This window comes from Deferribacter autotrophicus (genome assembly GCF_008362905.1).
GTDB lineage: Bacteria > Chrysiogenota > Deferribacteres > Deferribacterales > Deferribacteraceae > Deferribacter > Deferribacter autotrophicus.
Map to the genome: position 1 here is coordinate 192,217 of NZ_VFJB01000003.1, position 26,076 is coordinate 218,292.

Sequence of the window (26,076 nt, forward strand, 5' to 3'; positions counted from 1 at the left end):
GGGGGTGTTTTATGCGAAGATTTCATATTTTATTGTTAATTGCTACGATATTTTTAACTATAAGCTGTGCAACAAAACAACCTGTGTTTAAAATAGATGAGTATGTATGGCCAAAAGAGTCGGCTAACCCAAAATTTAAGGCTGTACGTGTAATAGCTAATTCTGATGAGTTTCCAAACAAGGCATCGAAAAAAAGCAAGCTTTTAAAAGAGCTTGTGGGTGATATCAATGTTAAATGGATTGATTATAGAGCAATAAGGCTAGCTACTGATGGTCGAGGGAGAGTATATATAGCAGTACCTATAGCGTTTAAAATACAGATAATTGATTTTATAAAACAAGAAATTAGAGAAATTAAGTTTGGCAGTATTATGCCATGTGCTATTGATGTTACAAAAGATGGGAGAATTTTTATAGGAGATAGAGCTTCAGGTAGTGTAATGGAGATAACTGAGAATAAGAAGGTTTTGTGGGCCTATGGAAGAAAAGTCAATGATAAAGATTTTGATAGAATGAAGAAAAAAAAGAATTTTGATATGGAAGGAGTTTATAAGGATATCTCTGATGTCTTCGTTTATAAAAATAAAATTTATGTTACTGATCAAATATTGGGAAGAATTGATGTCTTAACCCTTGATGGAAAGTTGATAAAAAGTATAAAGAATGCTCCTGCACCAACAGCTATTACTGTTGATCCGCAATCAGAAGATATATATTTAGTTTCTAAATTTATAGGAAAAGTTTTTATCTTTGACAAAGAAGGTAACTATAAAGGTGAGTTGTTAGAACCAGGAGATAACATATGGGCATTAAATTTCCCCAATGGTATAGACTTTGATTCTGAAGGTCATATTTATATTGTGGATATTGCCTCTCATGGATTTAAAGTTTATGATAAAAAAGGTACTTTTTTATATTATATGGGTGATCAAAAGCCTTCAGTTTATTTGGGTGGCTTCAACAATCCTAAAGATTTAATAATTGATGATAAAGATAGAATTTATATTCTTGATGCTCCAAATAAAAGACTTGTTGTTTTACAATATTTGGGAGAATTGTATAAAAAAGGCAGAAGAAATATGAGTGTTGATGAACCGATGTTGAGGTGGTGATGAGTTGAAAGACAGAATAGATAAGATAAGAAAAAAGTTTGGTGAGTTTCCTTTAACTGTTAAGTTTTTAATTTCATCGGTTTTAGTAATATTTTTTGTATTGATAGTTTTAAATGTTTTGATTTATTTTGATTTTAAAAATTTTTTTATAGCAGTTGATAGAAAAGATTTTGAAAAGAGATTTAAAAAATCCTTATTTTCTGCTACTTCATATTATGTGTTTAGAAATAATTGGAATGAAAATATGGATTTTAGTCCGATACTTAACATTTTGAGTAATGAACCTAATTTAATTGAAGTTATTATTTTTTCCCCTGAAGGTAAAAGGCTGAGTGTTTTGTATAATAAAAATTTATTGAAAAATAAAGCGAAAAATGAAGGTTTGAGTAAAGCATTGTCTGGTGAAATAAGTTATTCTATCAAGAAAGTTTTTGATGTAGAAAGTTTTGGTGATATTAAAATACCTGAAGGCACAGAATATGTTCAAGAAATATATTATCCAGTTGTGTTTGGTGGTGAAGTAAAGGGGGTTGTGGAGATATATAAAGATTTTTCTGAGATTATGAGTAATATTGATAGTGTTCGTTATAGAGCAAGTGTTTTTTCGCTATTTGGTTTTATAATTTATGTGTTATTGTTGTATTATATAGTCAGAAAAATTGATGAAAAAGAAAAGGCTTTAAAAGAGAAAGTTGTGTATTATGAAAAGTTGTCAATATTGGGACAGTTTGCCTCAAAAATGGCACATGAAATTGGGACGCCAATGCATGTAATAATGGGTAACATTGATTTGATTCAAGATGTGTACGATGATGATTTTATTAAAAAGCGCTGTGATAATATTGCTAGACAGATTAATAAAATCCAAAATATTATTAGAAATTATCTTTATGTTTCAAAAAAGCCAGAGCCTTCTTATGAAAGTGTAAGATTAAAAGATTTGGTTTCTGATATTTTATCTGATATGAGTTTTATGGTGTCAGAAAATATTAGTCTTGAAGCTGATGTTGATGATATTGTTGTTTTTACAGATAAAGGTTTTGTAGAACAAATATTATACAATTTTATAAAAAATTCAGCTGATAGCATAGGTGAAAGTGATGGTAGAATTAAAGTGAAAAGTAAAGTTGATGGAGATTTTGTAATAATTTATGTGATTGATAATGGTAAGGGTGTTGATGGAAAATTAAAAGATAAAATTTTTGATCCTTTTTTTTCTACAAAAAAAACAGGAAAAGGGACAGGTTTGGGTCTTGCCGTATGTAAAGAGTTGGTTGAGGTTTTAGGAGGGACTATTTTTTGTGAAAGCAAGAATGGTGAAACAATTTTTGGTATAAAAATACCGTTGAAAGGTAAAGATGCTTAAAGTTTTAATTGTTGATGATGATAAGAATTCAAGAGAAGTAATAAAACTTGCTCTTGAACGAATTTATGAAGTTGAGGTTGCTCTTAATGGTGTGCATGCATTGGAGTTGATGAAAAAAAACAGTTATGATGTAGTGATATGTGATTATGTAATGAATGAAGTGGATGGTATAGAAGTTCTTAAAAAGATGCGTAAATCTGGGAATAATGCAGTTTTTATACTGATTACGGCATTTGGCTCTAGTGATACAGCCATAAAAGCAATACAAGAGGGTGCTTTTGAATACCTCAGTAAACCTTTTAAAATGAGTAAATTAAAACAAATTTTGGCTGAAATTGAAAAAAGTCTTTCAGAGAAGAAGAAAGAGGAAGCTGTTGAAACGAATAAAGATTTTGAGGATGAGCAAATTATAGCTGATTCACCGGTCTTTTTGGAAGTTTTGAAACAAATGGCTAGAATAGCTTCATCTGATGTGCCTGTTTTAATTACAGGGGAAAGTGGAGTGGGAAAAGAAGTAGTTGCAAAAAGTATACATAAATATAGTAAAAGAAAAAAAGGCCCTTTTGTGGCTGTAAATTGCAATGCTATTCCACCATCGCTTCTTGAGTCAGAGCTTTTTGGTTATGAAAAAGGTGCTTTTACTGGAGCAGATAAAAGTAAGCCAGGTTATTTTGAACAGGCACAGAAGGGGACACTTTTTTTAGATGAAATAGGTGATTTAGAATTTGACTTACAGGTAAAACTTTTGAGGGTATTACAAGAAAATTGTGTTAGAAGAGTTGGTGGCATGAAGGATATTAAATTAGATGTCAGATATATTTTTGCTACTAATGTGGATTTAGAGCAAAAAGTTGCTGAAGGTAAATTTAGAGCAGATTTATATTACAGACTTAAAGTGGCAGAAATCAGAGTGCCTCCGTTAAGAGAGAGGACAGAAGATATTATTCCGTTAGCAAATTATTTCATTAAAAAATACAATTTTTATAACAGAGAGATTAGGTTAAGTCAGGGGGCTGAAAGATTGTTATTGAAATATAGGTTTCCAGGAAATGTTAGAGAGCTTGAGAATATTATCAGGGCAAGTTTGATAAAGGCTAGATATACAGGTGTTATTATGCCTGGTGACTTGGGATTAAAAGAAGAGCATATAAAAGAGTTGAATCGAGAAGAGATTTTAGATGCCTTAAAAAAGGCTGGAAATAATAGGAAAAAAGCTGCGGAAATTTTAGGTATAAGCCGAGCAACTTTTTATAGATTGTTGAAAAAATTTTCAATAGAGTAAAATTAAACCTTTAACATGTCTCATCGTGTCTCACATATGTCTCAGTTATGTCTCATATCCTACAGGTTTTGTAGCATATGTGTCTCACATATGTCTCATTTTTTGTATTTTGTATACAGATTTAATAACAAGTGTATGATAATTTGTTAACTAAAAAGTTCAAAAGGAATTGTTTTTAATTTAAAAAAATAGAAATTACTTATGTGTAAGTAGGTTAAGGATTGTGAGTTTATAGTTGTTCATTTGGATATTATTAGAGATCTTAATAGAGTATAAAGTTTAATTTGAGTTGATTATCCACAAAAAAATATAAGCGAAAAATAGTGTGGAACATAAAATCATAACAGTTTAGTAGGAAAAGCAAAATTATTTTGGCACAAATAATGCTAATAATAAACAAAAGCTAAAAGGCTAAAACAAGTAGGAGGTAAAGACATGAAAAAATTATTAATTTTATTAGCTTTATTAGTGGTACCGGTTCTAACATTTGCTGGAGTTGCTGGGACAGCACATGACTTTTCGCAGAATAGTGCATCAGCAGTTTATGGTGGGACAGCATGTGGCGGATGTCATAAACCACACAACGCGGGTACTTTAATTCCTTTGTGGAATGATAGTAACAGTTTTGATGGGACATATTCGGCTTATACTTCTCCAACAGATTCTCTTAATGCTACTCCATCTAGTACTTTGGGAAATATTTCTAAGGCATGTATGGCATGTCATGATGGTATGATTAATGATGCAGGTGGAAATGGTACTGCTTTGTCAGCATCATTGGCTACTGAAACAGTTGGTCTTGATATTGATTATGCTACTAAACCTAATGGTCAGCACCCTGTATCTATACAGTATGTAGATAATGGAACTGCTACATCATTAAAGTCATTAACAAGTGTTAAGGCAGCAGGGTTTAAATTTTATGGAACATCAGGTGATATTCTTGAATGTGGTACATGTCATAACCCTCATGACAACACTAATGGTGACTTTTTAAGAGCTGCAAAAGCTTCATTGTGTCAAACATGTCATAACAATTAATTAGGTAGATAGATAAGCTTTTATGCTAGGGGAGATGGAGGTCTCCCCCTGTATAAAGGCTTTATTGAGAGAGGGGTTTATGGATAAAAAAATATGGATTTTCTTTTCTATATTGATGTTTGTTGCTATTATGGTAGGCAATCTATATGCATCAGGTTGTTCAACTTATAACTGCCATGTTAGTTCTATTAATGGTGTGCAGGTTAAAAATGGCCCTCATTATTTTTATCGTTCAGATGGTGTAGATGAATCTCCATGTGCCCCTTGTCACAAGCCTCATAATGCAGGCAATAAAATACCACTATGGAATGATACTAACCAGTATGATGATGGGGCTGCATATACTAAATATGTGAGTCCTTTTGGTACACTAGATAATATTCAGGATAATAATATAAATTCCCCCTCTGAGGCATGTATGGCATGTCATGATGGTATGTCTGAGAGTACTGGATTTACAGGTGCTTATTTTGAGGCATATTCGATGGGTGTATTGACAATTGATTATGCAAAATCAAACCATCCTATAGGGATCGTTTATGATTATACGAAAGATACGGGGTTGAATAGCAGTGTTTCAAATGGATGGGTAAATGGAGTGAATGGTAAGTTTAAACTTATAAATGGAAAAGTAGAATGTCTTACTTGCCATGATCCTCATAAAGGAGTAGTTGGAGCAAGCTTTACTTCATATAAGCATGTGGAAAAATTATTAAGAACTACAGATGAGAAAACGTTTTGCGGTGAGTGTCACACTGATAAATAAATAGTAATTTGTCAAAATTTGTGATAATAATTTATTTATAAAAAGCTTGATTATGCAAATTTAAATTTTGATTATGGAAAAATATGACGAAGAATATTGTCTTAATATTGATAATTTTATTGTTTTTTTGTCAATTAATGTATGCTAAAGAATCACCTCATAATTTTAAGTTTTTAGGATCAAGTTTTAGTAAAAGTTATTGCAGTTTTTGCCATAAGCTAAGAAAATCTTATGAAATAAAACCAGTATGGGGTAAACCAAAATCATATAAATATATAACACCAAATCTATATGAGAATAGAAAGCAAACAGCTATAGAAGTTAAAAGACTCTATGATGAAATATCTGCTGTATGTATATCATGCCATACAGATTATATAGAACATAGTAAAAGCTTTCATCCAATTAATGTTGATATAAGAAGTTCTTTGAATAAAATAAAGAATATAAGAATAAACAATAAAAAAGTTAATAATAAGCTTCCACTGTATAAAAACGGGTTTTTAATGGCTTGTCCTACTTGCCATGATCCTCATACGAAAGAGGTTAGGCTTTTAAGAGATACTCCATCGCGTATCTGTTTAGACTGTCATGATAGGTGATTATGTTTATTAGAAAGTACCTTTTTATTTTGTTTTTGGCATTTTCTTGCAATGCATTTGCTGGTTACTTATCTCTAAATACAGGTATTGAAACGCAGTTTAAATCTTATTTTAGATCGGAAGAGAACAGTAGTAAATATTATGAAGGTAGCCAAGTGGATAATTTGTTTTTAAACACTGATTATAAAAGAGATTTTTTAAGAGGTAGATTGGGTAGCCTTAGATTGAATCTAAATTTGGATCAGTATAATATGAACTATTTTGAAAATGTGAAACCAAAAGTATCATTCCCTTTTACATCTAATTCTGATGCAAAGAATACAGAAGACTTCGATTATTCTTTAAATGGGAAGTTGAATTTTAGGATACCTAAAAAAAATATAGAGCTTTTTGTGGAGTATTCGGATAGTAAAGTATTGGATGTGGATAGTGAAAAGTATTTTAATTCATTGCCAAAAATTAAAGCTGATATTAGTGAATTGGAAGGGATTAATACATCTTTAAATAATTATAATCGTAATAAAATGCAAAATTACTATTTTTATAAATACGGAAAAATTAATTTTATGGCTAATTATACTGAGTACAGTTATAAAAAAATATTAGAAACTGATTCTAACTATTTAACAAAAGAGGCTCATAAAAAGGTTGGAATAGATATCAAAAATCTTGTTGGATTTAATTATAAGCAAGAAATTAAAGAGTTTAATCTTGGTGAAGAGAATTCAGATAAGAAGATTTATACATTTGGAATGGTTGATTCATTTGGTTTCCCAACATTGTTAAAGTTTAAAGATTTAAAAATAGAAGGGTTTGGCAAAATTACTGAGGAAGATTATGAAGGTAATAAATACAATGATAGATATTATAAAGTGTCGACAAATATTACGGAAGGAAAGCATAGCGTTACAGGTACATACACTTATGAATACAATGAAGACAAATATATTAATGATATTAATACAACTCACAACATTTCAGGTAATTATGATTATAGCTCAAAAGATTTTGATTTTTATACAAACATAATTTTTACGAAAGAGAATCTAAAAGTTACAAGTATAGATGAAGGCATTTTTTCGTATAATGAATTGAACGCTATTTTGAGCAATGGGATTTATGGTAGTGGTTATATCTTAATTAAGAATACTGGTTCTAATACAGTAACATTAGATTTAAGTGGTGTTATTATTGACGGCGAGAATTCAAGTCTTGGTATAGTCTTACTTAATCCTGTGGATACATATCTACTGAACTTTAATGAATCAATTGAAGGTCAGCTCAGTATTGTAACAGGAGATTCAAATGATCTAACTTTGACTGTTCAAAGAGATGCAGGCTATGAGTACAACAAAAATAAGTATGAGATAAGAAGTGGGTATTATCTTAAATATTTTGAAACCATAAAGAGTAAACTTGATATTGAATATTATAAGACAGAGAAGGATAAAGTTTATGATCCTTCTAATAGATTTAAAGATGAGAAAGAAAGTAGATTCAGCTTAGATAAACTGTTTGAAATTCGCCCTTATAATTTAATATTTGATAAAGAGTTTAGATATGAAAGGAGAGATGAATATAGCAGCTATACAGAAAAGTATCATGTTATATCTAAAGATGGTTATTTTACTTTGAATAAAAAGCTTTATTTGGAAAGTAACTATAAAAAAGACCGTTTTGGGAATTCACAGGATAAAGTATTTTATAGTTTTTTATTGAATATGGAAAAAAAGGATAAAAACTATAAAATATCTTTTTATCCAAAAAAAGAATATGAAAAACAAAAAAATATCTATAAAAAAAATACTACGATATATGATTTGAAAATTAAATATAAATATCATAACTTAATGACTTATTACAAAGAAGAAAAAACCGATTATCAGGGTATAATTACTAAAGTAGATAGAGAAAAAAGAGTGAATTATCAACTAAATGCAAGAAATGTTCTGTTAGATTTAAAGTATAGAGAGAACGATAGAGATTATAAATTGCAGCTTTACAATGCTAACTTGAAGCTGATTAAATATAGAAGCTTTCCTGTTGTTAAGCCATATGCTATACTTGAATTGGGGTTTGAAAGAGAAAGAGATAATTCGATTGGCGAATTTAAAAAAGATGACTATATTATTGTTAAAGTATCATATACACCTACTGATAGATTAACTGCAATATTTGCATTTGAGAAGCAAATTGATAGAGAAAAAAACAAAGGATTAGATTACGAATGCGCAGTGAGTTATAAAACAAGAGTGTTTAAAATGGCTTTAGGATATAGAAAAAATAATACCATAATGGATGGTGTAAGGAGAGTAGAACATGAAGTATATTTTGAGTTGCGTAAAAATTTTGGTTTTTATTACGGTACTCGTTCATAGTAACTTGTTGTTTGCACAAGAAAAGATTATTGCTATAGTGAATGGAGAAAAAATACATTTCTTTGAGGTAAAAACGTTTTTAAATAAAGTTATCCCCATTGGTAAATTTCATGTTCAGAGTTTAAATAAAAAAGAATTTTGGGATGAAGCAATAGAGTCAGCAGTTAATGCAAGAACAATAGTTCTTTATTTGAAAAAAAATAAACCTAAATTATATGAGAAGGTTGATAATAAAGCTAAAGAGATTGTAGATGTAATTAAGAAACGTTTTAAAAGTAATGAAGATTATATCAAAGCCTTGAATGAGAATGGCATTAGTGAAAACATACTGATAGATACTTATAGAGATTTAAATGTTAAAGAAATTATTAAAGAAGAAATTTTTAAAGAAAAAATTAGTGATGATATTTTAAAAAATTATTATGACAACAATCTGGGTATGTTTAGTACTGGATCGTTTTATATTGTAAAAAATTGCCTTATTGAGGCAGATGCTCGTGAATTGAATCCAAAACAAATGGAAGAAAAGAAAAAAGAAGCTGAAAAGATAGCATCACTCATTAAAGCAGGTGATAAGAATATTTGGAGTAAATGTGATAAAGGGAAATATCCAGAAGAGGATAGAGTGTACAAATTTAGTAAAAATTATCCTGTTGATAAAATTTTCTCATTAAAAGTAGGGGATGTGGGAGGTCCTTATAAAAATATTTATGGCTATTTGATTGTCAAAGTTATAGATGAAAAACCTTCAGAGGTTGTGCCTTATAAAGAGATTAAGAGTGAAATTGAAAGATTAATGAAACAAAGGAGATTTAAAGATTATTATAAAGAAATTTTAAAGAGAGCAAAAGATGAAGCAACTATTAAAATTTTTGATAATAATAATTCTCGTTAGTGGTTGTGCAGTACGTTATCAGAAAGTTGAAAATTTTGATAAATATTTTTGGCCTGATATCTCTAATCCTAAGATAGCACTTATAAACATTATAGATACTAAAAAGATTAGGGAAAACTATAGCTTTTTTAGGAAATTTTTTGGAATTGAACATGAAATTCCACCTCTGTATCGACCTTTTGCAGTGGCGGCAAATGATAATTATATTGCTGTTAGTGATATCATGTTTGGTGTAGTTTATTTGATAGATAAGAATAATTTTAGGCTGGATATTATAAAAGAGTTTGCTGGTAAAAGATTAAAATCTATAGTTGATATGGATTTCGACAATAATAATCTTTATTTGGTTGATTCAGAAAAAGGGTATATTATTAGATACAATATTATTGATAGGTCAACTTCATTTCTAGATATTCAATTAAGTAAACCTGTATCAATAAAGGTTGATTCAAAAAATCATTTTATATTTTTGGCAGATGCTAACAGAAATAAAATAGTTATTACGGATATGGATGGAAATATTAAAAATGAGATTGATAAGGGGTTTAATTTTCCATTAGATATAGATGTTATTAAAGATAAAAGATGGCTGTATGTTTTAGACTCTATGAATTTTAGAATAATTAAGCTAGATTATGATGGAAATATTTTGGATACGTTTGGTGAGATTGGAAACAGACCAGGTAATTTTTCAAAACCTAAAGGGATATGTATTGATAAATATGAGAGAATATATGTTACAGATGCTGACTTTGATAATTTTCAGATTTTTGACTTAGATGGTAATCTACTTTATTTTATTGGACATAATGGCTCTGATATTGAATCATTTTATATGCCTGCAAGGATTTATTGTTATAATGATGAAATTTATATAGCAGATTTATTCAATGCGAGAGTAAAAGTATTTAAATCCTTTGAGTAATGTGGGCATGGTATTTGCTATGTATATGGCAGGAGGAAGTATATGAAGATTAAAATATGTATCACATTGTTGATTATAGCTATTTTTAGTTCATTAATATATGCAGGAGTAGCAAATACAAAACATAATCTATCAAAATCTGGCCCGGGACCAATAAAATCAAGCCAAGAAGATAGAGTTTGTGTATTTTGTCATACTCCTCACAATGCTCTTCCATATGCACCTCTTTGGAATAGAGAGCTTAGTACGGCAGTGTATCAAACATATTCTTCAGTTACTATGAATGCTTCACCTGGACAGCCTACTGGAGATTCGAAATTATGCCTTTCATGTCACGATGGAACAATAGCACTCAATGCTATATATGCTACTACATCGTCAATAGCCACAGATTTGAATTTTCCATTATCAGGTGAAGCAAATCTTGGTACTGACCTAAGAGATGACCATCCTATATCATTTGTATATGATGATAATCTAGCTGTTCAAGATAGGCAGTTGAAATTACCATCAGTGTTACCTTCTTTTATAAAACTTCAAAATGGAAGAATTGAATGTACAACATGTCATGACCCGCATACAGAAACAATTTATTTTTTAAGAACTGCTGATAAACAACTTCTATGTACCAGCTGTCATGATAAAAAGGTTGAAGGTAGTGTAACGTTACCTTTTTCTACATCTGTGCATAATCAGGTTATGAGCAGTGCGCCCATTTCATCAGATTATGCCTGCGGTAACTGCCATAAACCACATAATGCAAAAGATATTGTTACTGGCTCTGCAACTTCTCAGTTGTTAAAAGGAAATGAAGAAGATTTATGTTTTGTATGTCACGGGAGTTCACAAGGTATTGGACCATTGTCTGAAAATAATATTGATATTGAAAGTTTGATGTCAAGCAATGATGGGTTTTATGATATTTATAGTGGTACAAAAAGATGGGTGAACAGGTCACATGATGTGACAGATGCACAACAAGGTAGTAGTGGTGCTCATCTTGAGTGTATAAATTGTCATGGTGTTCATGGAGTTAGGAGAGACGATTTAAATACCACAAATGTGATAGAATCACTTGTTGATCCAGACAATCCTTTACAACCCTTTACTTGGTCAACTAATCCGACAAATTATAATGGTACTGACAAATATTGGTTGAAAATATATAAAATAGATCATTTTTGTTTGAAATGCCATGATGGTAGTTTTCCAACTTTTACGGATCGACCTGATTTAAATGTATTGGATCCAACTAATAATAATGGTAGGATAAGAAATATAGCTAGTTCTTTTAGTAAAGATATACATGGTAAAGAAAAAATACCTTGTATAATTTGTCATGACCCACATGGGGGTAATCCTTTTTTAATTACTAATCGTATGAAGTGGACAGGAACAGCTCCTTTTAAAACCAAAAGAGCTCCTAAATCTGATTTTGATAGTGGTACTATCGTTGCACCAATAAATCCTGTAAAATATGAGTTATGTAGATTATCATGTCATAATGGAGATAAGACAATGCACCAAAGAAATAAAACCAATTGTCAGCAATGCCATTATCATGGAGGTGGAAAATTATAATAAGATTCCCCTTTCAGGGAGTTTATCTGTTAATTATTGGTTACAGCTTTCTGGTTCAAAGGAGCCTAAGCCGTGGTTTGTAAGGAATGCTTCAATATTTTTATAATGTTTTGGTTTTAGCTTTATGGAATCTAACTCACCATTTTTATGAACATCTTTTAATTTTTTCATATTATTATTGAAATATAACTTCCACTGATCAATTGTAAATGATGAAGGGGTTATATAAGGTATATCCTTATTTTTTCCACTATGACACTTTTTGTGACAATATTTTTTAAATTTCCTTTTACCTGCTCTTTGATTTACTGCATAAGCATTTATAACTGCAGTAAATATTAGAGTTGATATCAAGAATAAGATGAAAAATCTTTTCTTCATTTGTGCCTCCATAAAATCAAAAATATCAAGAATATTATATCATAAAATAATGCAATGTAAATTATTTTACTAATCTTTGAGCATCTTAAGAATTTCGGTAAAAGTTTTGTATCCTGGAGCTATATCGTGCATGTTACCATTTTTATCATAGATAGCAATTATAGGTACTAAACGTATGTTAAGATAATTTATAAGGTTGTTGGTTGCAATGTATAAAGGGAAGTCAACATTCAGGTTTTTATAAGCTCTTAAAGCTGATGATTCAAGTTTATCAATAGAGATTAAAATTACTGATATCTGTTTTTTATCCAGTTCGGTTTTATTTTTATAAAGTTCTTTAATCTCTTTTTTACAATAAGGGCAATAAGATGCCCAAAAAACTACAATTGTTGTGCTTTTATTTTTACGAATGAGCTGTTGGAAATCACTTGTTTTAAGCCTTACTAAAGCATTTGAATATGTGGAATAAAAAACAAAAGAAATTATTAATAAAAATATTCTCATCAGCCTCCACCTACAAAATGAATCAACTCAAGGTTATCACCTTCCTTAATTGTTATTTTGTCATAATCATCTTTATTCAAAATGGTTTTATTATATTCAACAACAATTCTATCTGATTTTAAATTTAATGAATTTATTAGGTCTAAAATTGTGATGTTGTCACAAACTTCTTTTGTTACTCCGTTGATTTTAACTTTCATTATCTCCTCTTATTAAACTAAATTTTTGTCGTTTACTAAATATCTTACAGCAAGATTTGCCTGCATATTTGCAGCTACCGCTACCCTAGTAGCCATTAAACCTTCGCCAGGTTTTGCTTCATTTACAAAATCACCTACTACATAAACATTCTTGCCAAGCCTTTCAATCTTTAATAAAGAGGTGTCATAAATACCTGCTACACCGCTTGCTCCTATAATCAGCTTATCCGGAAAAAGCTGCATGCATTTTTTGATTAAAAGAGCTTTGGTTTCAGCTTTATCAAAGGCTTCGATTATGACGTCTACATCATGAAAAAGTTCTTTGATATTGTTTTCATCCACAAAACAGTCAACGGGGTCATAGGTGATATATGGATTTATTCTTTTTAAAGTTTCTAATAGGGCATCGGTTTTTTTCTTTCCGATTTGGTCAATAAAATAATACTGCCTGTTTAAATTTGACGGTTCAACAACATCAAAATCTATTAATCTTAAAAATCCTACCCCCATCCTGGCAAGGCTAGTGGCTATGTTCGATCCAAGTCCGCCAAGTCCTGCAATGGCTACTCTACCTTTTTTTAATTTTTTATGTACTCCAGGAGTATGTCTTGCAATCATGAGAGCTTCTAATTCATCAAAGGAAGGTATTTCTCCTCTTTTTATCAAAACAACATTATCGTTATTATTTAAAGGTACATCTTTATTCATAATATGCCCGTTTAGAATCACGATGTCAGCATCAGGTTTAATTTTATCTCTTAGTTGAAAAAGGGTAGTATTTTCTACAACTTTGGTGGGCTTTTCATTTACAAATATTGTCATCATAACTTATTTCACCTTCTTTTAAAATGATGCATTTTTTATTTTTTAATTCATATATATTTTTCGATTTTAGTTCGTTTTTGTAAATAATAAAGAGTTTATTTTGTGACATCAACAACTTTTTTGAAATGCTATTTGATTTAGTCATGTAAACTATTTTGCAGTTCTTACCTATTTGATTTATACAAATATCAGACAAAGTATTGTTTTTAGTTTTAAGATAAAGATTTTGGCCATCATAAATATGTATTATTCCGTTATCAAAGGTTTTTATTCCAAGTTTTGCAACAATAGGAAGGAATTGATATTTGAAATCACTGTAAAACCCTTTGAAAAAAATTTGTTTTTTTTCTCTTAAATCTATAATCCCCTTTGAGCGTACCATATTTGGGAAAATTATAATATTAGATTTCTGCAAATTTATAAGGGGAACGATGAGTAGTAATAGCAAAAGGGGTAATTTTTTGAAAATAATGAATAAGAGAATTATGATTAAAGAAATGATGAGAAGGTAAAGATTAATTTTATTTAGTACAAACGTAGAGTATGTAAGTTTATATAGAAAAGTGGCAATGTTGTGTATCCAATTCTCAATTGTAATTAAGGGTGCAATTGCAAAATGACCTGTAAAAGGTGTAATCAGGCCTGTTATAATCAAAAGATAAATGAATGGTAGCATTATAAATGTATTCAAAATTCCAAGATAGTTGAAATTTCCAAAACTGTATAGAATGATAGGCATAGTAAAAAGGGTGGCACCAAGGGGAACAAGAATTATACTCTTTAATCCTTTTTCCTTTTCTACAACAGTCAAGATTCCGAAAACGGCAGCAAAGGATAGCATAAATGAGATGTCAAAAGCAGTTGAGGGGAATAGAAGCAGAAAAAGGGAAGCCAGAAAGATGAGCAGTTTTTTCATTTCCACTTTTACATCAAAAAAGAGTGCAGAGAATATAAATATTGCAAAGAGGGAAGCCCTCAGAACTGTTATTTTAAAGCCGGTTATAACTATAAAAGGGAGAAGTGTGAAAATTACTGCTAAATATCGAAATTTCAACGGTAAAAAAGAAAATATTAAGAAAACGATGGAGATGATAATACCCACATGTAGTCCTGATATGGCAAGAAGATGGAAGATACCTGTGGTAATAAAAAGGTCTTTTGTTTTATTGTCAAGATATTGTCGATTACCAAAAAGTGCAGCCTGAATTATGCTAATTTCCCCACTAGATTCAAGATAAAGTTTTCTACATAATTTTTCTCTTTTCTCAAGTATGGTTGTTATAAGTGGTATTTTGAAACTGATTAATTTGTTTTTCATCTTAAAAATTACAGTGCCAGGCTCAAATTGCTTATTTTTGTAAATACCAGAGACCCCTTTTGAATATTTTTTTTGTTTTTCAGTGATAATATCCATTTTTGAAAGAGTGAGATTAGAAAAGAGGATAATTATTAAGAAAAATAAGAAAAGTTTACCTTTAAAAAATATACGCAAAATAATTATTGACAGTAATGATGTTATTAGAGCATTTAAAAGGTATGATGATCTGTTTGAGGTAAAGCTTATTATTAATGAGTAAAGAAGAGCTGATAAAAGGAAAAGTTCAGTTTTAAATTTAAAACTTGAAAAGCCTGCCATCTGATTTTATAACCGTACAATCTATTGTAAGTTTGCAATAAATTATATCTAAAATGGAGAGTAAAATGAAGAATAAATTCCCTCCTTTATTTACCTTTGTGGGTAGTTCTGGCAGTGGAAAAACCACATTTTTAGAGAATCTAATACCTGTTTTTACTAAAAAGGGGTTTAAGGTAGGAGCGATAAAGCATGATGCCCATAAATTTGAGATTGATAAACCTGGTAAAGATTCCTATCGACTGAAAAGTGCAGGTTCAAGGCAGGTAATAATTTCATCAAAAGAGAAAATTGCCTTAGTAAAAAGCGTGAATAGGGATATGTCAGTGTATGAACTGATTTTAAAATATTTTAGTGATGTGGATATAATCTTAACAGAGGGGTATAAAAAAAGTAATATTCCTAAGTTTGAAATTTACAGAATTGAGCACGGCAAAGAACCGTTATGTTTTGGTGATAACCATCTTGTGGGGATCGTTACTAACAGCGAGGTGTCAATAGATAAGCCGATATTTGGGCTAAGTGATTATGAAAAGGTGGCGGATTATATTATATCTATTGCTAATTTTGAGAATGTTGATGTGAAAGTGGATTGTGAGGATGAGCTTGTAAAAAGGTTTTTAGAGGAGAAAATTTCTATGGTGAAGTTTTTTAAAACCGTCAAAAATGTAAAAGTTAAAGTGGAGTTTGATTAATGAGTAAGGAGTTTGTTCATCTACATCTTCATACTCAATATTCTTTGTTAGACGGGGCAATACATATTTCGGAACTTATGAAAAGATTGAAATCTTACGGTGCAAAATCTGTTGCTATTACGGATCACGGCACTATGTACGGGATTGTAGATTTTTATACACAGGCTCTTGCAAATGAGATTAAGCCTATTATAGGGTGTGAAGTTTATGTGGCGCCTGATTCAAGGTTTAATAAAAGTTATGATAAGAAAGAGGATAAAAACTATCACCTGATTTTACTTGCTAAAAACAATACAGGACTTAAAAATTTGCAATATCTTGTGTCATTAGCTCAGCTCGAAGGGTTTTATTATAAACCAAGAATAGATAAAGAGCTTCTTGCAAAATATTCAAAGGGGTTGATTGCTCTTTCCGCATGTCTTGCAGGTGAGCCTGCCAGGAAAATATTAAATGAAGGGTATGAAGCCGCTAAAAAAGTGGCATTAGAATACTATGAAATTATGGGAAAAGATAATTATTATCTTGAAATTCAGGATAACGGTATCCCTGAACAAAATATAGTAAATCAACAACTTATAAACATTTCAAAGGAAACGGGTATTCCCCTTGTAGCTACAAATGACTGTCACTTTCTGGATAAGGAAGACTATGAATCTCATCAGATTCTGATGTGTATTCAATATCAGCAGACTATCTCAGACCCTGGTAGAAAAGATTCGCATTCATCTGAACTGTATGTGAAATCACCTGAAGAGATGTGGGAATCATTTAAAGATGTGCCAGAAGCGCTCATAAATACGGTGAAGATAGCTGAAATGTGTAATGTCTCAATGGAATTTGGGAAACTGCATCTTCCGGTTTATTCTGTACCAGAGGGGTTTACTCTTAAAACGTATCTTGAGCACATTGCCAGGGAAGGGTTGCATCAAAGATTGGCAAAAGTGCCTCTTGAAAAACATAAGGAATATTATGATAGGCTGGAATATGAGCTGAAAATTATTCATGAGAAAGGGTATGATGGCTATTATCTAATTGTTTGGGATTTTATTAACTATGCAAGAAAAAATAAAATTCCTGTGGGGCCTGGGAGAGGTTCTGGAGCTGGTTCCCTTGTGGCTTATGCGGTAGGGATTACAGATATTGACCCCATTAAATACAAATTGCTTTTTGAAAGGTTTTTGAACCCAGAGCGAAAAAGTATGCCGGATTTTGATATCGATTTCTGTATGAATAGAAGGGAAGAAGTTATAAATTATGTTCGTAGCAAATATGGTGATAATAGAGTAGCGCAAATTATTACATTTGGTAAGCTTCTTGCCCGTGGGGTTATTAGGGATGTAGGAAGAGTCCTTGAGATACCTTTAAAAGTTGTGGACAAAATTGCAAAGTTGATCCCTGAAAAACCAGGTTTAACATTGAAGAAAGCTTTGGAGATGGATCCTGAGATTAAGAAAAATATAGAGAGTATTGAAAAAGGGAAAGAGCTTTTAACTCACGCTTTAAAACTGGAGGGGTTATTAAGAAATGCAGGGATGCATGCTGCAGGTGTTGTAATATCGGATGAGCCCCTTGTGGAATATGTACCTCTTTGTAGAGGGCAGAATAATGAGGTGGTAACACAGTTAGAAAAGGATACCCTCGAAAAGGTGGGGCTTGTAAAGTTTGACTTTTTGGGGTTGAAAAACCTGACTGTGATTGATTATGCAGAAAAACTGATACGGAAAAATCATGACCCTCAGTTTGATATCTCAAAGATTCCTTTAGATGATGAAAAGACCTTTGAGCTTTTGTCCTCGGGAGAAACCACTGGAGTATTTCAGCTAGAAAGTAGTGGGATGAAAAATCTTTTGAAAAAACTAAAACCCACAGCTTTTGAGGATATCATTGCTCTTGTAGCTCTTTATAGACCTGGTCCCATTGGTAGTGGAATGCTCGATGACTTTGTAAAAAGGAAACATGGATTGCAAGAGGTTACTTATCCTTTGCCTGAGCTTGAGGATATATTGAAAGAGACTTATGGAATTATCGTTTATCAAGAACAGGTGATGCAGATAGCCCAGATTATAGCTGGATACTCTCTTGGTAGTGCGGACTTGCTCAGAAGGGCAATGGGGAAAAAGAAGCCTGAAGAGATGGCAAAACATAGGGAGATATTCCTTTATGGTGATGAAAAATTGAATATTGAGGGGGCTGTAAAAAGAGGTTTTGAAGAGAAAAAGGCCAGTGAAATTTTCGATTTGATGGCAAAATTTGCAGAGTACGGATTTAATAAAAGTCACTCTGCAGCTTATGCTATGGTGAGTTATCAGACAGCCTATCTCAAAGCCCATTATCCAGTGGAATATATGACATCGCTTCTTTCTAATGAGTTGGAAAAAGGGGATAAAGTTGTTGCCTTTATTGATGAATGTAAGAAAATGGGGATTAAGGTATTGCAACCTGACATTAATGAGTCTTACAAAGATTTTGTAATTGCCGGCAATTCGATTCGTTTTGGGCTTGGCGCCATTAAAAACGTTGGGTTTGGTGCCATTGATGAAATTATTAAAGAAAGGGAAAAAGGGGGAAAGTTTAAGAGTATATACGATTTTTGTAGAAGAGTTGATTTAAGGCAGGTAAATAGAAAAGTGATAGAATCACTTATTAAAGCAGGTGCAATGGATTCTTTTGGGAAAAACAGAAGACAGCTTTTACAGGTGCTTGATACTGCCATGGAGACAGGACAGAAAGAACAGCAGTTAAAAAAAGAAGGGATTATTACTATTGAAGATTTGCTGAAAGAGAATGGGGAGGCTGTTGAGGAAGAGTTTTATCCTGATGTGGATGAGATGCCTGAAAATGAGCTTTTAAAGTTTGAAAAAGAGGTGCTTGGTTTTTATCTTTCGAACCATCCTTTAGTGAATTATTCCAGCATACTTGAAATATTTACTAAAAAATCGGCTGATATAGAAAAAAGTGACGAAAGCAATGTTGTGACAGTGGGTGGAATCGTAAAAAGTGTGAAAAATTATATCACAAAAACTAATGAAAGGATGGCGTTTGTAACTTTAGAGGATTTAGAAGGGACAATGGATGTAGTGGTTTTTCCAAAGCTTTACAAAGAGCATGTAAGACATCTAGAAGAGGATAGTATTATAATTGTGAAAGGGACGGTCAATTTTAAAGAGGATGAATATTCTATAGTGGCTGAAGAAATATATCATATCGAGGAAGCCTTTGATAAGCTTATTTCTGCAATCAAAGTAAAAATAAATGCCACTGGATTTAATGAGAATCTTAGCAATGAGTTGAAGAAGGTAGTAATAAGTGAGAAAGGGGAAAAGCCCATATATTTTGAAGTAGAGGTACAGGGTAAAGGTAAAGTATTAATAAAGGTATCAGATGAATACAGAGTAAGTCCAAAACTTGGATTTTTTAGACAGCTTGATAGTCTTCTTGGAGAAAATAGATACAGTGTTGAGGTGGAGATATGAGTTTACCTGTAGTGTTGAGTATTGCCGGCTCAGATGGTAGTGCAGGCGCAGGTATTCAAGCTGATTTGAAAACATTTTCTGCATTAGGTGTCTATGGATTGACAGTGATTACAGCTATTACCATACAAAATACACAGGGAGTCAAAGAAGTTTTCCCTATGCCATTGAAGATGATTGAAAAACAGCTGGATATACTGTTTACTGATTTCAAGATTGATATTGTAAAAATAGGAATGCTGGCAGCTTCCGATATAGCTGATTTCGTTGGGTGTTATTTGTCTAAAAAGCAAGTACCTTTTATCCTTGACACTATTTTTAAAGCAAGTGATGGTACATCTCTTTTTGATGGTTCTTTTGATAATTTGATTTCCAATGCATTTATGGTAACTCCAAATTTGGATGAAGCCTCTACTATAGCCGGAATAGAAATTAAAAATGTGAATGATATGATGGAGGGAGCAAAAAGAATTAAAGAAAAAGGTGCAAAATATGTGTTGATAAAGGGTGGGCATTTGCGAAGTGAGGAAGCGGTGGATATACTTTTTGATGGAGAAAATTTTGAAGTTTTCACGTCCAGCAAAGTGAAAACCGCAAATACTCATGGGACAGGTTGTACCTTGTCATCAGCCATAGCTGCTAATATTGCAAAGAGGATGCCCGTAGTGGTAGCAGTGAGAAAAGCTAAGGAATTTTTAACAGAATCATTATTGAGAGGAAAAAATTATAAGCTTGGTAAAGGGCGAGGCCCATTAATCCATTTCTGAAAAATTTAGATAATCAGGAAATGGGAAAGGAAAAAGTTTGGTACAACTTTTTTGAAAAAGTTTTTATCTACCCCTTTTGTATAAAGTTTTAATGTTAGAATGTTTAAATCTACAAATCTGTGATTTTGTAAAATATCCGCATAAAGCTCTGTTGCTATCTTTTTCTTGCCGGTAAAATCTTCTATGGCCGCAACTAGCAGTTTTATCATTCCAAGTCTATACGAGTCCAAATAAGTTTTTTCTAAAGCTTTGTAAAGTTTCTCTTTTGCTCTTATAAAATCTTCCTTTTTAATTAACAAAATAGCATAAAGTAAAAGGGTAAAATAGCTGTCATTCAGATTTTCTCCTAGTTTGTCGAGAATGTTTATGCATTTTTCATAGTCCTGATTAGTGTATAAAATATCCATCACACTTACAACAGCATTATAGAATGCTCTTTTTTTCTCATCTTGGATAATATTTATTTTATCGATTTCATCCAGTTCACCATTGAAGATTTTAGATAAGTCGTAAATTTTGTTTATTCCAACTCCAGCGGGAGAATGATTTTCGCCTAATGATAATCTTTCGTTGTTTACGTCAAAAATAGCAGATGTGACAGTAAAGCTATTTGCCACAGTGTGACCAAAAGGGTCCTTGTTACCATGATGGTAATCGGAGGTATCACTAATTATTTTAATTGCATCTTTCAGTGAAAAAGTTTGTTTATCTGATAATAGACGTTTGAGATGGTTGTTTCTGTAAAAATTATTTTGTATCCATATATAGGATGGGTACAGTTCAGAAGATTGTTGTTCTCTGGTCATATAAAAGTTGTTGTATATAAAAGGCAAGCTATTAAGCTCTTTTATGCAGGTTTTCTTGCCGTTAAATTCAATCAAAACACCTTTGTTTTCCTTGTGACTGAACACTATAAAAGCCCATCCGCTGACAGTGGGCTTATCCTTTACAATTTTTAATACATCAGAAATGTTTGTTGCTTTCGTGATTACTTGAAAAGCAAGATCTGTTACAAGTGAACCGTTTATATTTACCTCTTTAGTAAAAAGCATATGAACAGATAAAGAGATACCTGCTTCATTTAATGATGTGATACCGACAACAGGTAGTCCCATGGTGGTTATATTTATCGATTTTATCATATTTGGAAAATTCAAAAGCATTACAGCGTGATTACTTGTCCAGAGCTTCCCACCAAAATAGTCAAGGTTTCTACAATGTAGTACACCATTTTCTGTGGGTAAAAGGAGTGTAGAGCAACCTAAAAATACGTGAGGAATATTTAGATACATTTTACTACCGGTTTTTGATAGCATATATGAGAAAATATCAGGAAAACTTACTGCCAATAGTAGATTATTTAATGAAATATTATTTGCCGTTGCATAAATTTTTAAAAAATTTAGATATTCTTGGCTTAAGTTCTTTTTAATCTTGTATACTAAAATTTTTACAAAATTGTTTATGAGATATGCGACAGAGTTGTTTGCAGTTAATTTCAAAGAGTTATGTAGTAGGTTTTGAAAAAAGAGAAAAGTTTCTTTATTTTGAGTAGCTGCAAGATCATTTTCATTTTTTACATGCCATAAATTCATAGACTTCCTCCCATTTTAGTAAACGCTTTTTATTAGAAGGGCCATAAAAGAAGCCCCCAATTCCATTTTTTGATACTACTCTGTGACAAGGAATAATAAGAGAATATGGATTTTTTGCCATTGCGTTCCCCACTACCCTTGCTCCTCGTGTGATACCAACTCTTTGAGCTAATTCACCATAGGTTATAGTTTCTCCTGGTTTTATCTTCATCAGTGCTAAGTATATTTTTTTATAGTTATCGGTGATTTTTTCCCATTCTAGATAAGAGACTAAGTAATCATTTGGCATGTTTAGATAGTTTTTGAAAAATTTTAAAATATTTGAGGGTATTTTTTTTGTGTTAGTTTCAAGGATGTTATCGAAAATAATTGTTGTTTGGACGATTTTTTCTAGTTTTTCATCAAAATCAACTTTTACTCCAAGCTCGCTGGATAAAGAGATAGTAGCGGCAGTCATTTTTTACCTCAATGTGAGATATGCTATAGATTCAATATGATATGTATTAGGAAACATGTCAATTATGTAAAAATTTTCAATTTGGTATTTATCAATTAACTTTGAAATATCTCTTGCCATTGTAGCAGGATTGCATGAAACATATATGATTTTTTCAAAAGAATGCTTGAGGGCAAGTTTTATAACATTTTTAGATAAACCAGATCTTGGAGGATCAACAAAAAGAATATTATGATTTTTCAATATGCTTTGTTGTAATTTTTCAACCTTTTCTGTGAATACGTTTAAATTATTAAGGTTTAGTTCTTTTAAGAGTTTTGTCGCTTCAAAGTTTTCTTCCACGGCTGTTACCGTTTCAGTTTTTCTAGATATAGTATTGGTAAAGAAGCCGCTACCTGAATAAAGTTCTAACACTCTATCATTCTTTTTTAAAAATTTTGTAGAATAGCAGAGAAATTTATTGAGAAGATATCTGTTTGATTGGCTGAAAGAGTCAAATCCACAGTAGTAAAATGTATCATCAACGCTGATTTTTATTTTTTCTTGTCCAAAAATTTTATTTTTAGTTTTTATCCCCACGACATTTTCGATTTCGATACTATCTTTCTCAATTTTACCTTCAAAATTTATAAGCGCCTTATTCTCTTCATTTTCAATAATGTAACATTTTGTTGGAGCGTCTGAATTCGCAAATCTTAAAAACTCTTTGATTTTTTCAATCATTGATGTTTTACAAATTAAGCAATTTTCAACCTGGATAAATCTGTTACTCTTGAAACCTAAAAAGCCAGATTTGTTTTTCAAAATTCTAAATGTTGCTCTGAATCTGTATCTATCAGGGGATGAGCTTATTATTTCATCTATCTTAAAATTGGAAATTTTTCGAAAAAAGTTTTTTACGATTTTTTCCTTTATTGTAAGCTGACTGCCGTAATCAATGTGTCCAAAAAGGCACCCTCCACATTGGAAAAGATAGGGGCAGGCTATTTCTTTTCGGTGATAAGATTTTTCTTTGATTTGTAATAGTTTTCCGAAAGCATGAGTTTTTTTCTGCGTGGTTATCTGAAAGTCGACAACATCCCCTTCCACTGTAAAGGGGATAAAAACAGTGTAGCTACCTTCAATTTTTGCTACACCATAACCACCATAGGCTGTATCAATGATGGGGATATTATTATAGGTTTTCATCAAACTGATACAGGTTGGACAAAGGCTCTGTCCCAATCTTTTAAGACAGGGTCATACCCTTTTGACCTTATAACATTTATAATTTCATTCACAGGTCTATTATCTTCTATGTGAAATTGTTCAGCCTTTTCATCTTCATGTAGTGCATAACCGCCGGGTTCGGTTTTAGAGCCTGCGCTCATCTGTGTAACACCAAGGGGGATGAGGTTATCTCTCAACCAAGCAGGTTCTCTTGTGGATATTACGATACCCACATCATGCAAAAACATTCTCATTGCAACAATCGATTGTACGAGATTTTTATCCGATACATAACAGCGCGGAGCATAACATCCTTCAGCTTTTCTAATACGAGGGAAAGATACGGTAAAATGGGTCTTCCAATATTTTTTCATTAGGTATTTTGCGTGTATTCCTACGAAAAACTCTTCTACTCTGAAGTCGTCAAGACCCATCAATGCTCCAATTCCTACTGTTCTAAGTCCTGCAGCAGCCCCTCTTTCTGGGGTTTCGAGTCTCCATAAAAAATCTTTTTTCTTACCAGCAAGATGCACTTCATTATAAGTTTTTCTGTTGTAAGTTTCTTGATAAATCGTTAAAAGGTCAACACCTGCATCTACAAGTGTTTTATAGCCTTCTATATCCAAAGGATAGATTTCTATACCTATTGACGAGAAATATTTACTGCATATTTCAGTAGCTTTTTTTAAGTAGTCAATGTTGGCAATTTTTGGTGCTTCACCTGTTAGAAGCAGTATATGTTTTATCCCTGTGTCACTTACAGCTTTTGCTTCCACTTCGATTTCATCTTCATTAAGTGTAATCCTAGGAATTTTGTTATGCACGTTAAATCCGCAGTAGATACAAGAATTTGTACAAACATTGGACAGATATAGTGGAGCATAGAGTTTTATTGTTTTTCCAAAGCGCATAACTGTGATTTTATGAGCAGTTTGTGCCATCTCTTCAATATATTTTTCAGCAGCAGGTGAAAGTAAGGTGGCAAAGTCTTCATCTGTCAGGTGTTGCTTCCCAAGGGTGGAGATTATATCAGTTTCATCCCTTGAATAAATAAAGTTTTTTATTTCATCCCAATCGTAATGCTTGTATATGTCATAAAAACTCATTTTATTCCCTCAAAAATCCGGTTAGTGGACTCGATGCCTCAGCATATTGCTTTGCGGCGGGCAGTCCTGCGTCCCTTGCTACACATGCAGCTTCAACAGCAAGTTTAAAAGCAATGGCCATTTTTACAGGATCGTTGGCAGTGGCAATTGCTGTATTGACAAGTACAGCATCGGCCCCCATTTCAATAGCAAGTGCAGCATGGCTTGGCGCTCCAAGACCTGCGTCTACTACCACCGGCACGTTGCTTTGTTCTATGATAATTTTCAGATTTTCTGCAGTTTTTATTCCTTTATTTGTTCCTATGGGGGCTCCAAGGGGCATAACGGTTACACACCCTATTTCTTCGAGTCTTTTTGCTAAAACTGGGTCTGCATTTATGTATGGCAAAACGTTGAATCCTTCTTTTACAAGTAATTCAGCTGCTTTAAAGGTTTCTATGGGGTCAGGTAAAAGATAATATGGGTCTGGGGTAACTTCCAATTTTACCCATGGCTCACATCCAGCAGCCCTTGCCAATCTTGCAAGGCGTACGGCTTCTTCAGCATCCCTTGCTCCGGAGGTGTTAGGAAGTAAGAGATATTTTTCCGTATCAATATGAGATAAAATGTCATCTTGAGGATTACTTATATCCACACGTCTTAAAGCCACTGTGACAATTTCCGTTTCTGAAGCTTCAAGAGCTTTTTTCATAATTTCACTGTTTGGAAACTTACCTGTGCCGACCATAAGGCGACTTTTGAATGTTCTGTTTGCAATAATTAGTTCGTTTTTAAACATTATTACTCCAAATTTTTTATTTTGATTTTACCATTCAAATGTACAGTTACCTTCTTTTAACATTCTTTTTACTACAGACCAAACATCGATAAGCCCTTTTAATTTCTTATTTCTATCTATTACTACAATAGTTCTTACGCATTTTTTATCATTAATCAGTTTTAAAGCAATTGATAACGTGCTTTCATCTTCATAAGCCCAGTTGTAATCACTTTTCATAACATCTTTTACTTCTTTTTTAAAGCACTCGCAAATTTTTTCTGAAAAATTTGGTAGGTCAGAAAAACCCATAACATTATCAATATTACCATTAAGTAAATACTGAGGAAGAATTTTTCTTATAATTTGTTTTGCTGTGATTAAACCCACCACAACCCCTTCATTATCAACAACTGGGACATCACAGGGTTTATTTTTCCATTTTTCCACTACTATATGTAATTTATCATTTGGTTTTACCACAAACTTTGGCGTGTACATAATCTGTTTTGCGTACATGACTTTCCTC

At 32.0% G+C, this 26,076-nt stretch carries 25 protein-coding genes; 14 read left to right on the forward strand and 11 right to left on the reverse strand.

The window, feature by feature from the left end; translation table 11 throughout:
- Nucleotides 1-11: 11 nt before the first annotated feature.
- From FHQ18_RS02955 to FHQ18_RS03000, 10 genes are all read left to right on the forward strand, one after another.
- Nucleotides 12-1,112: an NHL repeat-containing protein gene (locus FHQ18_RS02955; protein WP_149265679.1), complete on the forward strand. Its 1,101-nt coding sequence runs from the start codon at nt 12-14 to the stop codon at nt 1,110-1,112.
- Nucleotides 1,113-1,116: 4 nt separating this feature from the next.
- The gene (locus FHQ18_RS02960; RefSeq protein ID WP_149265680.1) at nt 1,117-2,478 is read left to right on the forward strand and encodes a sensor histidine kinase; all 1,362 of its coding nucleotides are present in this window, start codon (nt 1,117-1,119) and stop codon (nt 2,476-2,478) included.
- Nucleotides 2,471-3,760 (forward strand): sigma-54-dependent transcriptional regulator, encoded by a 1,290-nt coding sequence (locus tag FHQ18_RS02965; protein WP_149265681.1) that lies wholly within the window; start codon nt 2,471-2,473, stop codon nt 3,758-3,760. The genes FHQ18_RS02960 and FHQ18_RS02965 overlap by 8 nt, the downstream gene beginning before the upstream one ends.
- Nucleotides 3,761-4,195: 435 nt before the next feature.
- Nucleotides 4,196-4,801, forward strand: a complete 606-nt coding sequence (locus FHQ18_RS02970; protein ID WP_149265682.1) for a cytochrome c3 family protein — start codon at nt 4,196-4,198, stop codon at nt 4,799-4,801.
- A 79-nt stretch (nt 4,802-4,880) separates the two neighbouring features.
- Complete coding sequence (locus FHQ18_RS02975; RefSeq protein ID WP_149265683.1) at nt 4,881-5,567, forward strand: cytochrome c3 family protein; 687 nt, start codon at nt 4,881-4,883, stop codon at nt 5,565-5,567.
- Between the two features lie 137 nt (nt 5,568-5,704).
- Nucleotides 5,705-6,169 (forward strand): cytochrome c3 family protein, encoded by a 465-nt coding sequence (locus tag FHQ18_RS02980; protein ID WP_223144573.1) that lies wholly within the window; start codon nt 5,705-5,707, stop codon nt 6,167-6,169.
- Nucleotides 6,170-6,171: 2 nt separating this feature from the next.
- Nucleotides 6,172-8,547 carry a hypothetical protein gene (locus FHQ18_RS02985; RefSeq protein WP_149265685.1) on the forward strand — a complete coding sequence of 792 codons (2,376 nt, stop codon included), beginning with the start codon at nt 6,172-6,174 and terminating at the stop codon, nt 8,545-8,547.
- Entirely contained in the window at nt 8,489-9,442 is a 954-nt protein-coding gene (locus tag FHQ18_RS02990; RefSeq protein WP_149265686.1) for a peptidyl-prolyl cis-trans isomerase, read from the forward strand. The genes FHQ18_RS02985 and FHQ18_RS02990 overlap by 59 nt, the downstream gene beginning before the upstream one ends.
- A complete protein-coding gene (locus FHQ18_RS02995) occupies nt 9,399-10,367 on the forward strand; it encodes an NHL repeat-containing protein (protein WP_149265687.1) in 969 nt (322 codons plus the stop codon). Before FHQ18_RS02990 ends, FHQ18_RS02995 begins: the two co-directional genes overlap by 44 nt.
- A gap of 42 nt (nt 10,368-10,409) precedes the next feature.
- A complete protein-coding gene (locus FHQ18_RS03000) occupies nt 10,410-11,948 on the forward strand; it encodes a cytochrome c3 family protein (protein ID WP_149265688.1) in 1,539 nt (512 codons plus the stop codon).
- Between the two features lie 33 nt (nt 11,949-11,981).
- On the opposite strand, the gene FHQ18_RS03005 is transcribed toward FHQ18_RS03000, so the two are convergent.
- The 5 genes from FHQ18_RS03005 to FHQ18_RS03025 all read right to left on the reverse strand — a co-directional run bounded on the left by FHQ18_RS03005 (nt 11,982) and on the right by FHQ18_RS03025 (nt 15,272).
- Nucleotides 11,982-12,329 carry a hypothetical protein gene (locus FHQ18_RS03005; protein ID WP_149265689.1) on the reverse strand — a complete coding sequence of 116 codons (348 nt, stop codon included), beginning with the start codon at nt 12,327-12,329 and terminating at the stop codon, nt 11,982-11,984.
- Nucleotides 12,330-12,398: 69 nt separating this feature from the next.
- On the reverse strand, nt 12,399-12,833 hold the full coding sequence (locus tag FHQ18_RS03010) for a TlpA family protein disulfide reductase (RefSeq protein WP_149265690.1): 435 nt from the start codon (nt 12,831-12,833) through the stop codon (nt 12,399-12,401).
- Nucleotides 12,833-13,033, reverse strand: coding sequence for a sulfur carrier protein ThiS (gene thiS / locus FHQ18_RS03015; RefSeq protein ID WP_149265691.1), 201 nt, complete (start codon nt 13,031-13,033; stop codon nt 12,833-12,835). The genes FHQ18_RS03010 and thiS overlap by 1 nt, the downstream gene beginning before the upstream one ends.
- 12 nt (nt 13,034-13,045) lie before the next feature.
- A complete protein-coding gene (thiF, locus tag FHQ18_RS03020) occupies nt 13,046-13,858 on the reverse strand; it encodes a sulfur carrier protein ThiS adenylyltransferase ThiF (RefSeq protein WP_149265692.1) in 813 nt (270 codons plus the stop codon).
- A complete protein-coding gene (locus tag FHQ18_RS03025; RefSeq protein WP_188020321.1) occupies nt 13,836-15,272 on the reverse strand; it encodes a ComEC/Rec2 family competence protein in 1,437 nt (478 codons plus the stop codon). The genes thiF and FHQ18_RS03025 overlap by 23 nt, the downstream gene beginning before the upstream one ends.
- 10 nt (nt 15,273-15,282) lie before the next feature.
- On the opposite strand from FHQ18_RS03025, the gene FHQ18_RS12580 reads away from it, so the two are divergent.
- The 4 genes from FHQ18_RS12580 to thiD all read left to right on the forward strand — a co-directional run bounded on the left by FHQ18_RS12580 (nt 15,283) and on the right by thiD (nt 20,423).
- Nucleotides 15,283-15,435, forward strand: coding sequence for a hypothetical protein (locus FHQ18_RS12580; protein ID WP_223144574.1), 153 nt, complete (start codon nt 15,283-15,285; stop codon nt 15,433-15,435).
- Nucleotides 15,436-15,559: 124 nt separating this feature from the next.
- Complete coding sequence (gene mobB, locus FHQ18_RS03030) at nt 15,560-16,186, forward strand: molybdopterin-guanine dinucleotide biosynthesis protein B (protein WP_149265694.1); 627 nt, start codon at nt 15,560-15,562, stop codon at nt 16,184-16,186.
- Complete coding sequence (locus FHQ18_RS03035; RefSeq protein ID WP_149265695.1) at nt 16,186-19,659, forward strand: DNA polymerase III subunit alpha; 3,474 nt, start codon at nt 16,186-16,188, stop codon at nt 19,657-19,659. Before mobB ends, FHQ18_RS03035 begins: the two co-directional genes overlap by 1 nt.
- Entirely contained in the window at nt 19,656-20,423 is a 768-nt protein-coding gene (gene thiD, locus FHQ18_RS03040; RefSeq protein ID WP_149265696.1) for a bifunctional hydroxymethylpyrimidine kinase/phosphomethylpyrimidine kinase, read from the forward strand. The genes FHQ18_RS03035 and thiD overlap by 4 nt, the downstream gene beginning before the upstream one ends.
- Before the next feature lie 5 nt (nt 20,424-20,428).
- Here thiD and FHQ18_RS03045 read toward each other — a convergent pair whose 3' ends face one another.
- From FHQ18_RS03045 to FHQ18_RS03070, 6 genes are read right to left on the reverse strand one after another with little or no spacing between them, the layout of a single operon-like run.
- Nucleotides 20,429-22,018, reverse strand: coding sequence for a carcinine hydrolase/isopenicillin-N N-acyltransferase family protein (locus FHQ18_RS03045; protein ID WP_149265697.1), 1,590 nt, complete (start codon nt 22,016-22,018; stop codon nt 20,429-20,431).
- The gene (locus FHQ18_RS03050) at nt 21,993-22,475 is read right to left on the reverse strand and encodes an MGMT family protein (RefSeq protein WP_149265698.1); all 483 of its coding nucleotides are present in this window, start codon (nt 22,473-22,475) and stop codon (nt 21,993-21,995) included. Before FHQ18_RS03050 ends, FHQ18_RS03045 begins: the two co-directional genes overlap by 26 nt.
- Before the next feature lie 3 nt (nt 22,476-22,478).
- Nucleotides 22,479-23,663, reverse strand: a complete 1,185-nt coding sequence (locus FHQ18_RS03055) for a class I SAM-dependent RNA methyltransferase (RefSeq protein WP_149265699.1) — start codon at nt 23,661-23,663, stop codon at nt 22,479-22,481.
- Entirely contained in the window at nt 23,663-24,790 is a 1,128-nt protein-coding gene (gene thiH / locus FHQ18_RS03060) for a 2-iminoacetate synthase ThiH (RefSeq protein WP_149265700.1), read from the reverse strand. Before thiH ends, FHQ18_RS03055 begins: the two co-directional genes overlap by 1 nt.
- 1 nt (nt 24,791) lies before the next feature.
- A complete protein-coding gene (locus tag FHQ18_RS03065) occupies nt 24,792-25,568 on the reverse strand; it encodes a thiazole synthase (protein ID WP_149265701.1) in 777 nt (258 codons plus the stop codon).
- Nucleotides 25,569-25,595: 27 nt separating this feature from the next.
- On the reverse strand, nt 25,596-26,066 hold the full coding sequence (locus FHQ18_RS03070; protein WP_149265702.1) for a CBS domain-containing protein: 471 nt from the start codon (nt 26,064-26,066) through the stop codon (nt 25,596-25,598).
- Between the last annotated feature and the right edge of the window lie 10 nt (nt 26,067-26,076).

Excerpts from the sequence above, each read along its gene's own strand:
- FHQ18_RS02975 (WP_149265683.1), top strand. The coding sequence starts at position 4,881 with ATGGATAAAAAAATATGGATTTTCTTTTCTATATTGATGTTTGTTGCT.
- FHQ18_RS03045 (WP_149265697.1), bottom strand. The coding sequence starts at position 22,018 with ATGAATTTATGGCATGTAAAAAATGAAAATGATCTTGCAGCTACTCAA.
- FHQ18_RS03005 (WP_149265689.1), bottom strand. The coding sequence starts at position 12,329 with ATGAAGAAAAGATTTTTCATCTTATTCTTGATATCAACTCTAATATTT.
- FHQ18_RS03065 (WP_149265701.1), bottom strand. The coding sequence starts at position 25,568 with ATGTTTAAAAACGAACTAATTATTGCAAACAGAACATTCAAAAGTCGC.
- FHQ18_RS02985 (WP_149265685.1), top strand. The coding sequence starts at position 6,172 with ATGTTTATTAGAAAGTACCTTTTTATTTTGTTTTTGGCATTTTCTTGC.
- FHQ18_RS02970 (WP_149265682.1), top strand. The coding sequence starts at position 4,196 with ATGAAAAAATTATTAATTTTATTAGCTTTATTAGTGGTACCGGTTCTA.
- FHQ18_RS03025 (WP_188020321.1), bottom strand. The coding sequence starts at position 15,272 with ATGGATATTATCACTGAAAAACAAAAAAAATATTCAAAAGGGGTCTCT.
- thiD (WP_149265696.1), top strand. The coding sequence starts at position 19,656 with ATGAGTTTACCTGTAGTGTTGAGTATTGCCGGCTCAGATGGTAGTGCA.
- thiS (WP_149265691.1), bottom strand. The coding sequence starts at position 13,033 with ATGAAAGTTAAAATCAACGGAGTAACAAAAGAAGTTTGTGACAACATC.
- FHQ18_RS03070 (WP_149265702.1), bottom strand. The coding sequence starts at position 26,066 with ATGTACGCAAAACAGATTATGTACACGCCAAAGTTTGTGGTAAAACCA.
- FHQ18_RS03000 (WP_149265688.1), top strand. The coding sequence starts at position 10,410 with ATGAAGATTAAAATATGTATCACATTGTTGATTATAGCTATTTTTAGT.
- FHQ18_RS02990 (WP_149265686.1), top strand. The coding sequence starts at position 8,489 with ATGAAGTATATTTTGAGTTGCGTAAAAATTTTGGTTTTTATTACGGTA.
- FHQ18_RS03050 (WP_149265698.1), bottom strand. The coding sequence starts at position 22,475 with ATGACTGCCGCTACTATCTCTTTATCCAGCGAGCTTGGAGTAAAAGTT.
- thiF (WP_149265692.1), bottom strand. The coding sequence starts at position 13,858 with ATGATGACAATATTTGTAAATGAAAAGCCCACCAAAGTTGTAGAAAAT.
- mobB (WP_149265694.1), top strand. The coding sequence starts at position 15,560 with ATGAAGAATAAATTCCCTCCTTTATTTACCTTTGTGGGTAGTTCTGGC.
- FHQ18_RS02955 (WP_149265679.1), top strand. The coding sequence starts at position 12 with ATGCGAAGATTTCATATTTTATTGTTAATTGCTACGATATTTTTAACT.
- FHQ18_RS03055 (WP_149265699.1), bottom strand. The coding sequence starts at position 23,663 with ATGAAAACCTATAATAATATCCCCATCATTGATACAGCCTATGGTGGT.
- FHQ18_RS02980 (WP_223144573.1), top strand. The coding sequence starts at position 5,705 with ATGTATGCTAAAGAATCACCTCATAATTTTAAGTTTTTAGGATCAAGT.
- FHQ18_RS02965 (WP_149265681.1), top strand. The coding sequence starts at position 2,471 with ATGCTTAAAGTTTTAATTGTTGATGATGATAAGAATTCAAGAGAAGTA.
- thiH (WP_149265700.1), bottom strand. The coding sequence starts at position 24,790 with ATGAGTTTTTATGACATATACAAGCATTACGATTGGGATGAAATAAAA.
- FHQ18_RS02995 (WP_149265687.1), top strand. The coding sequence starts at position 9,399 with ATGAAGCAACTATTAAAATTTTTGATAATAATAATTCTCGTTAGTGGT.
- FHQ18_RS03035 (WP_149265695.1), top strand. The coding sequence starts at position 16,186 with ATGAGTAAGGAGTTTGTTCATCTACATCTTCATACTCAATATTCTTTG.
- FHQ18_RS03010 (WP_149265690.1), bottom strand. The coding sequence starts at position 12,833 with ATGAGAATATTTTTATTAATAATTTCTTTTGTTTTTTATTCCACATAT.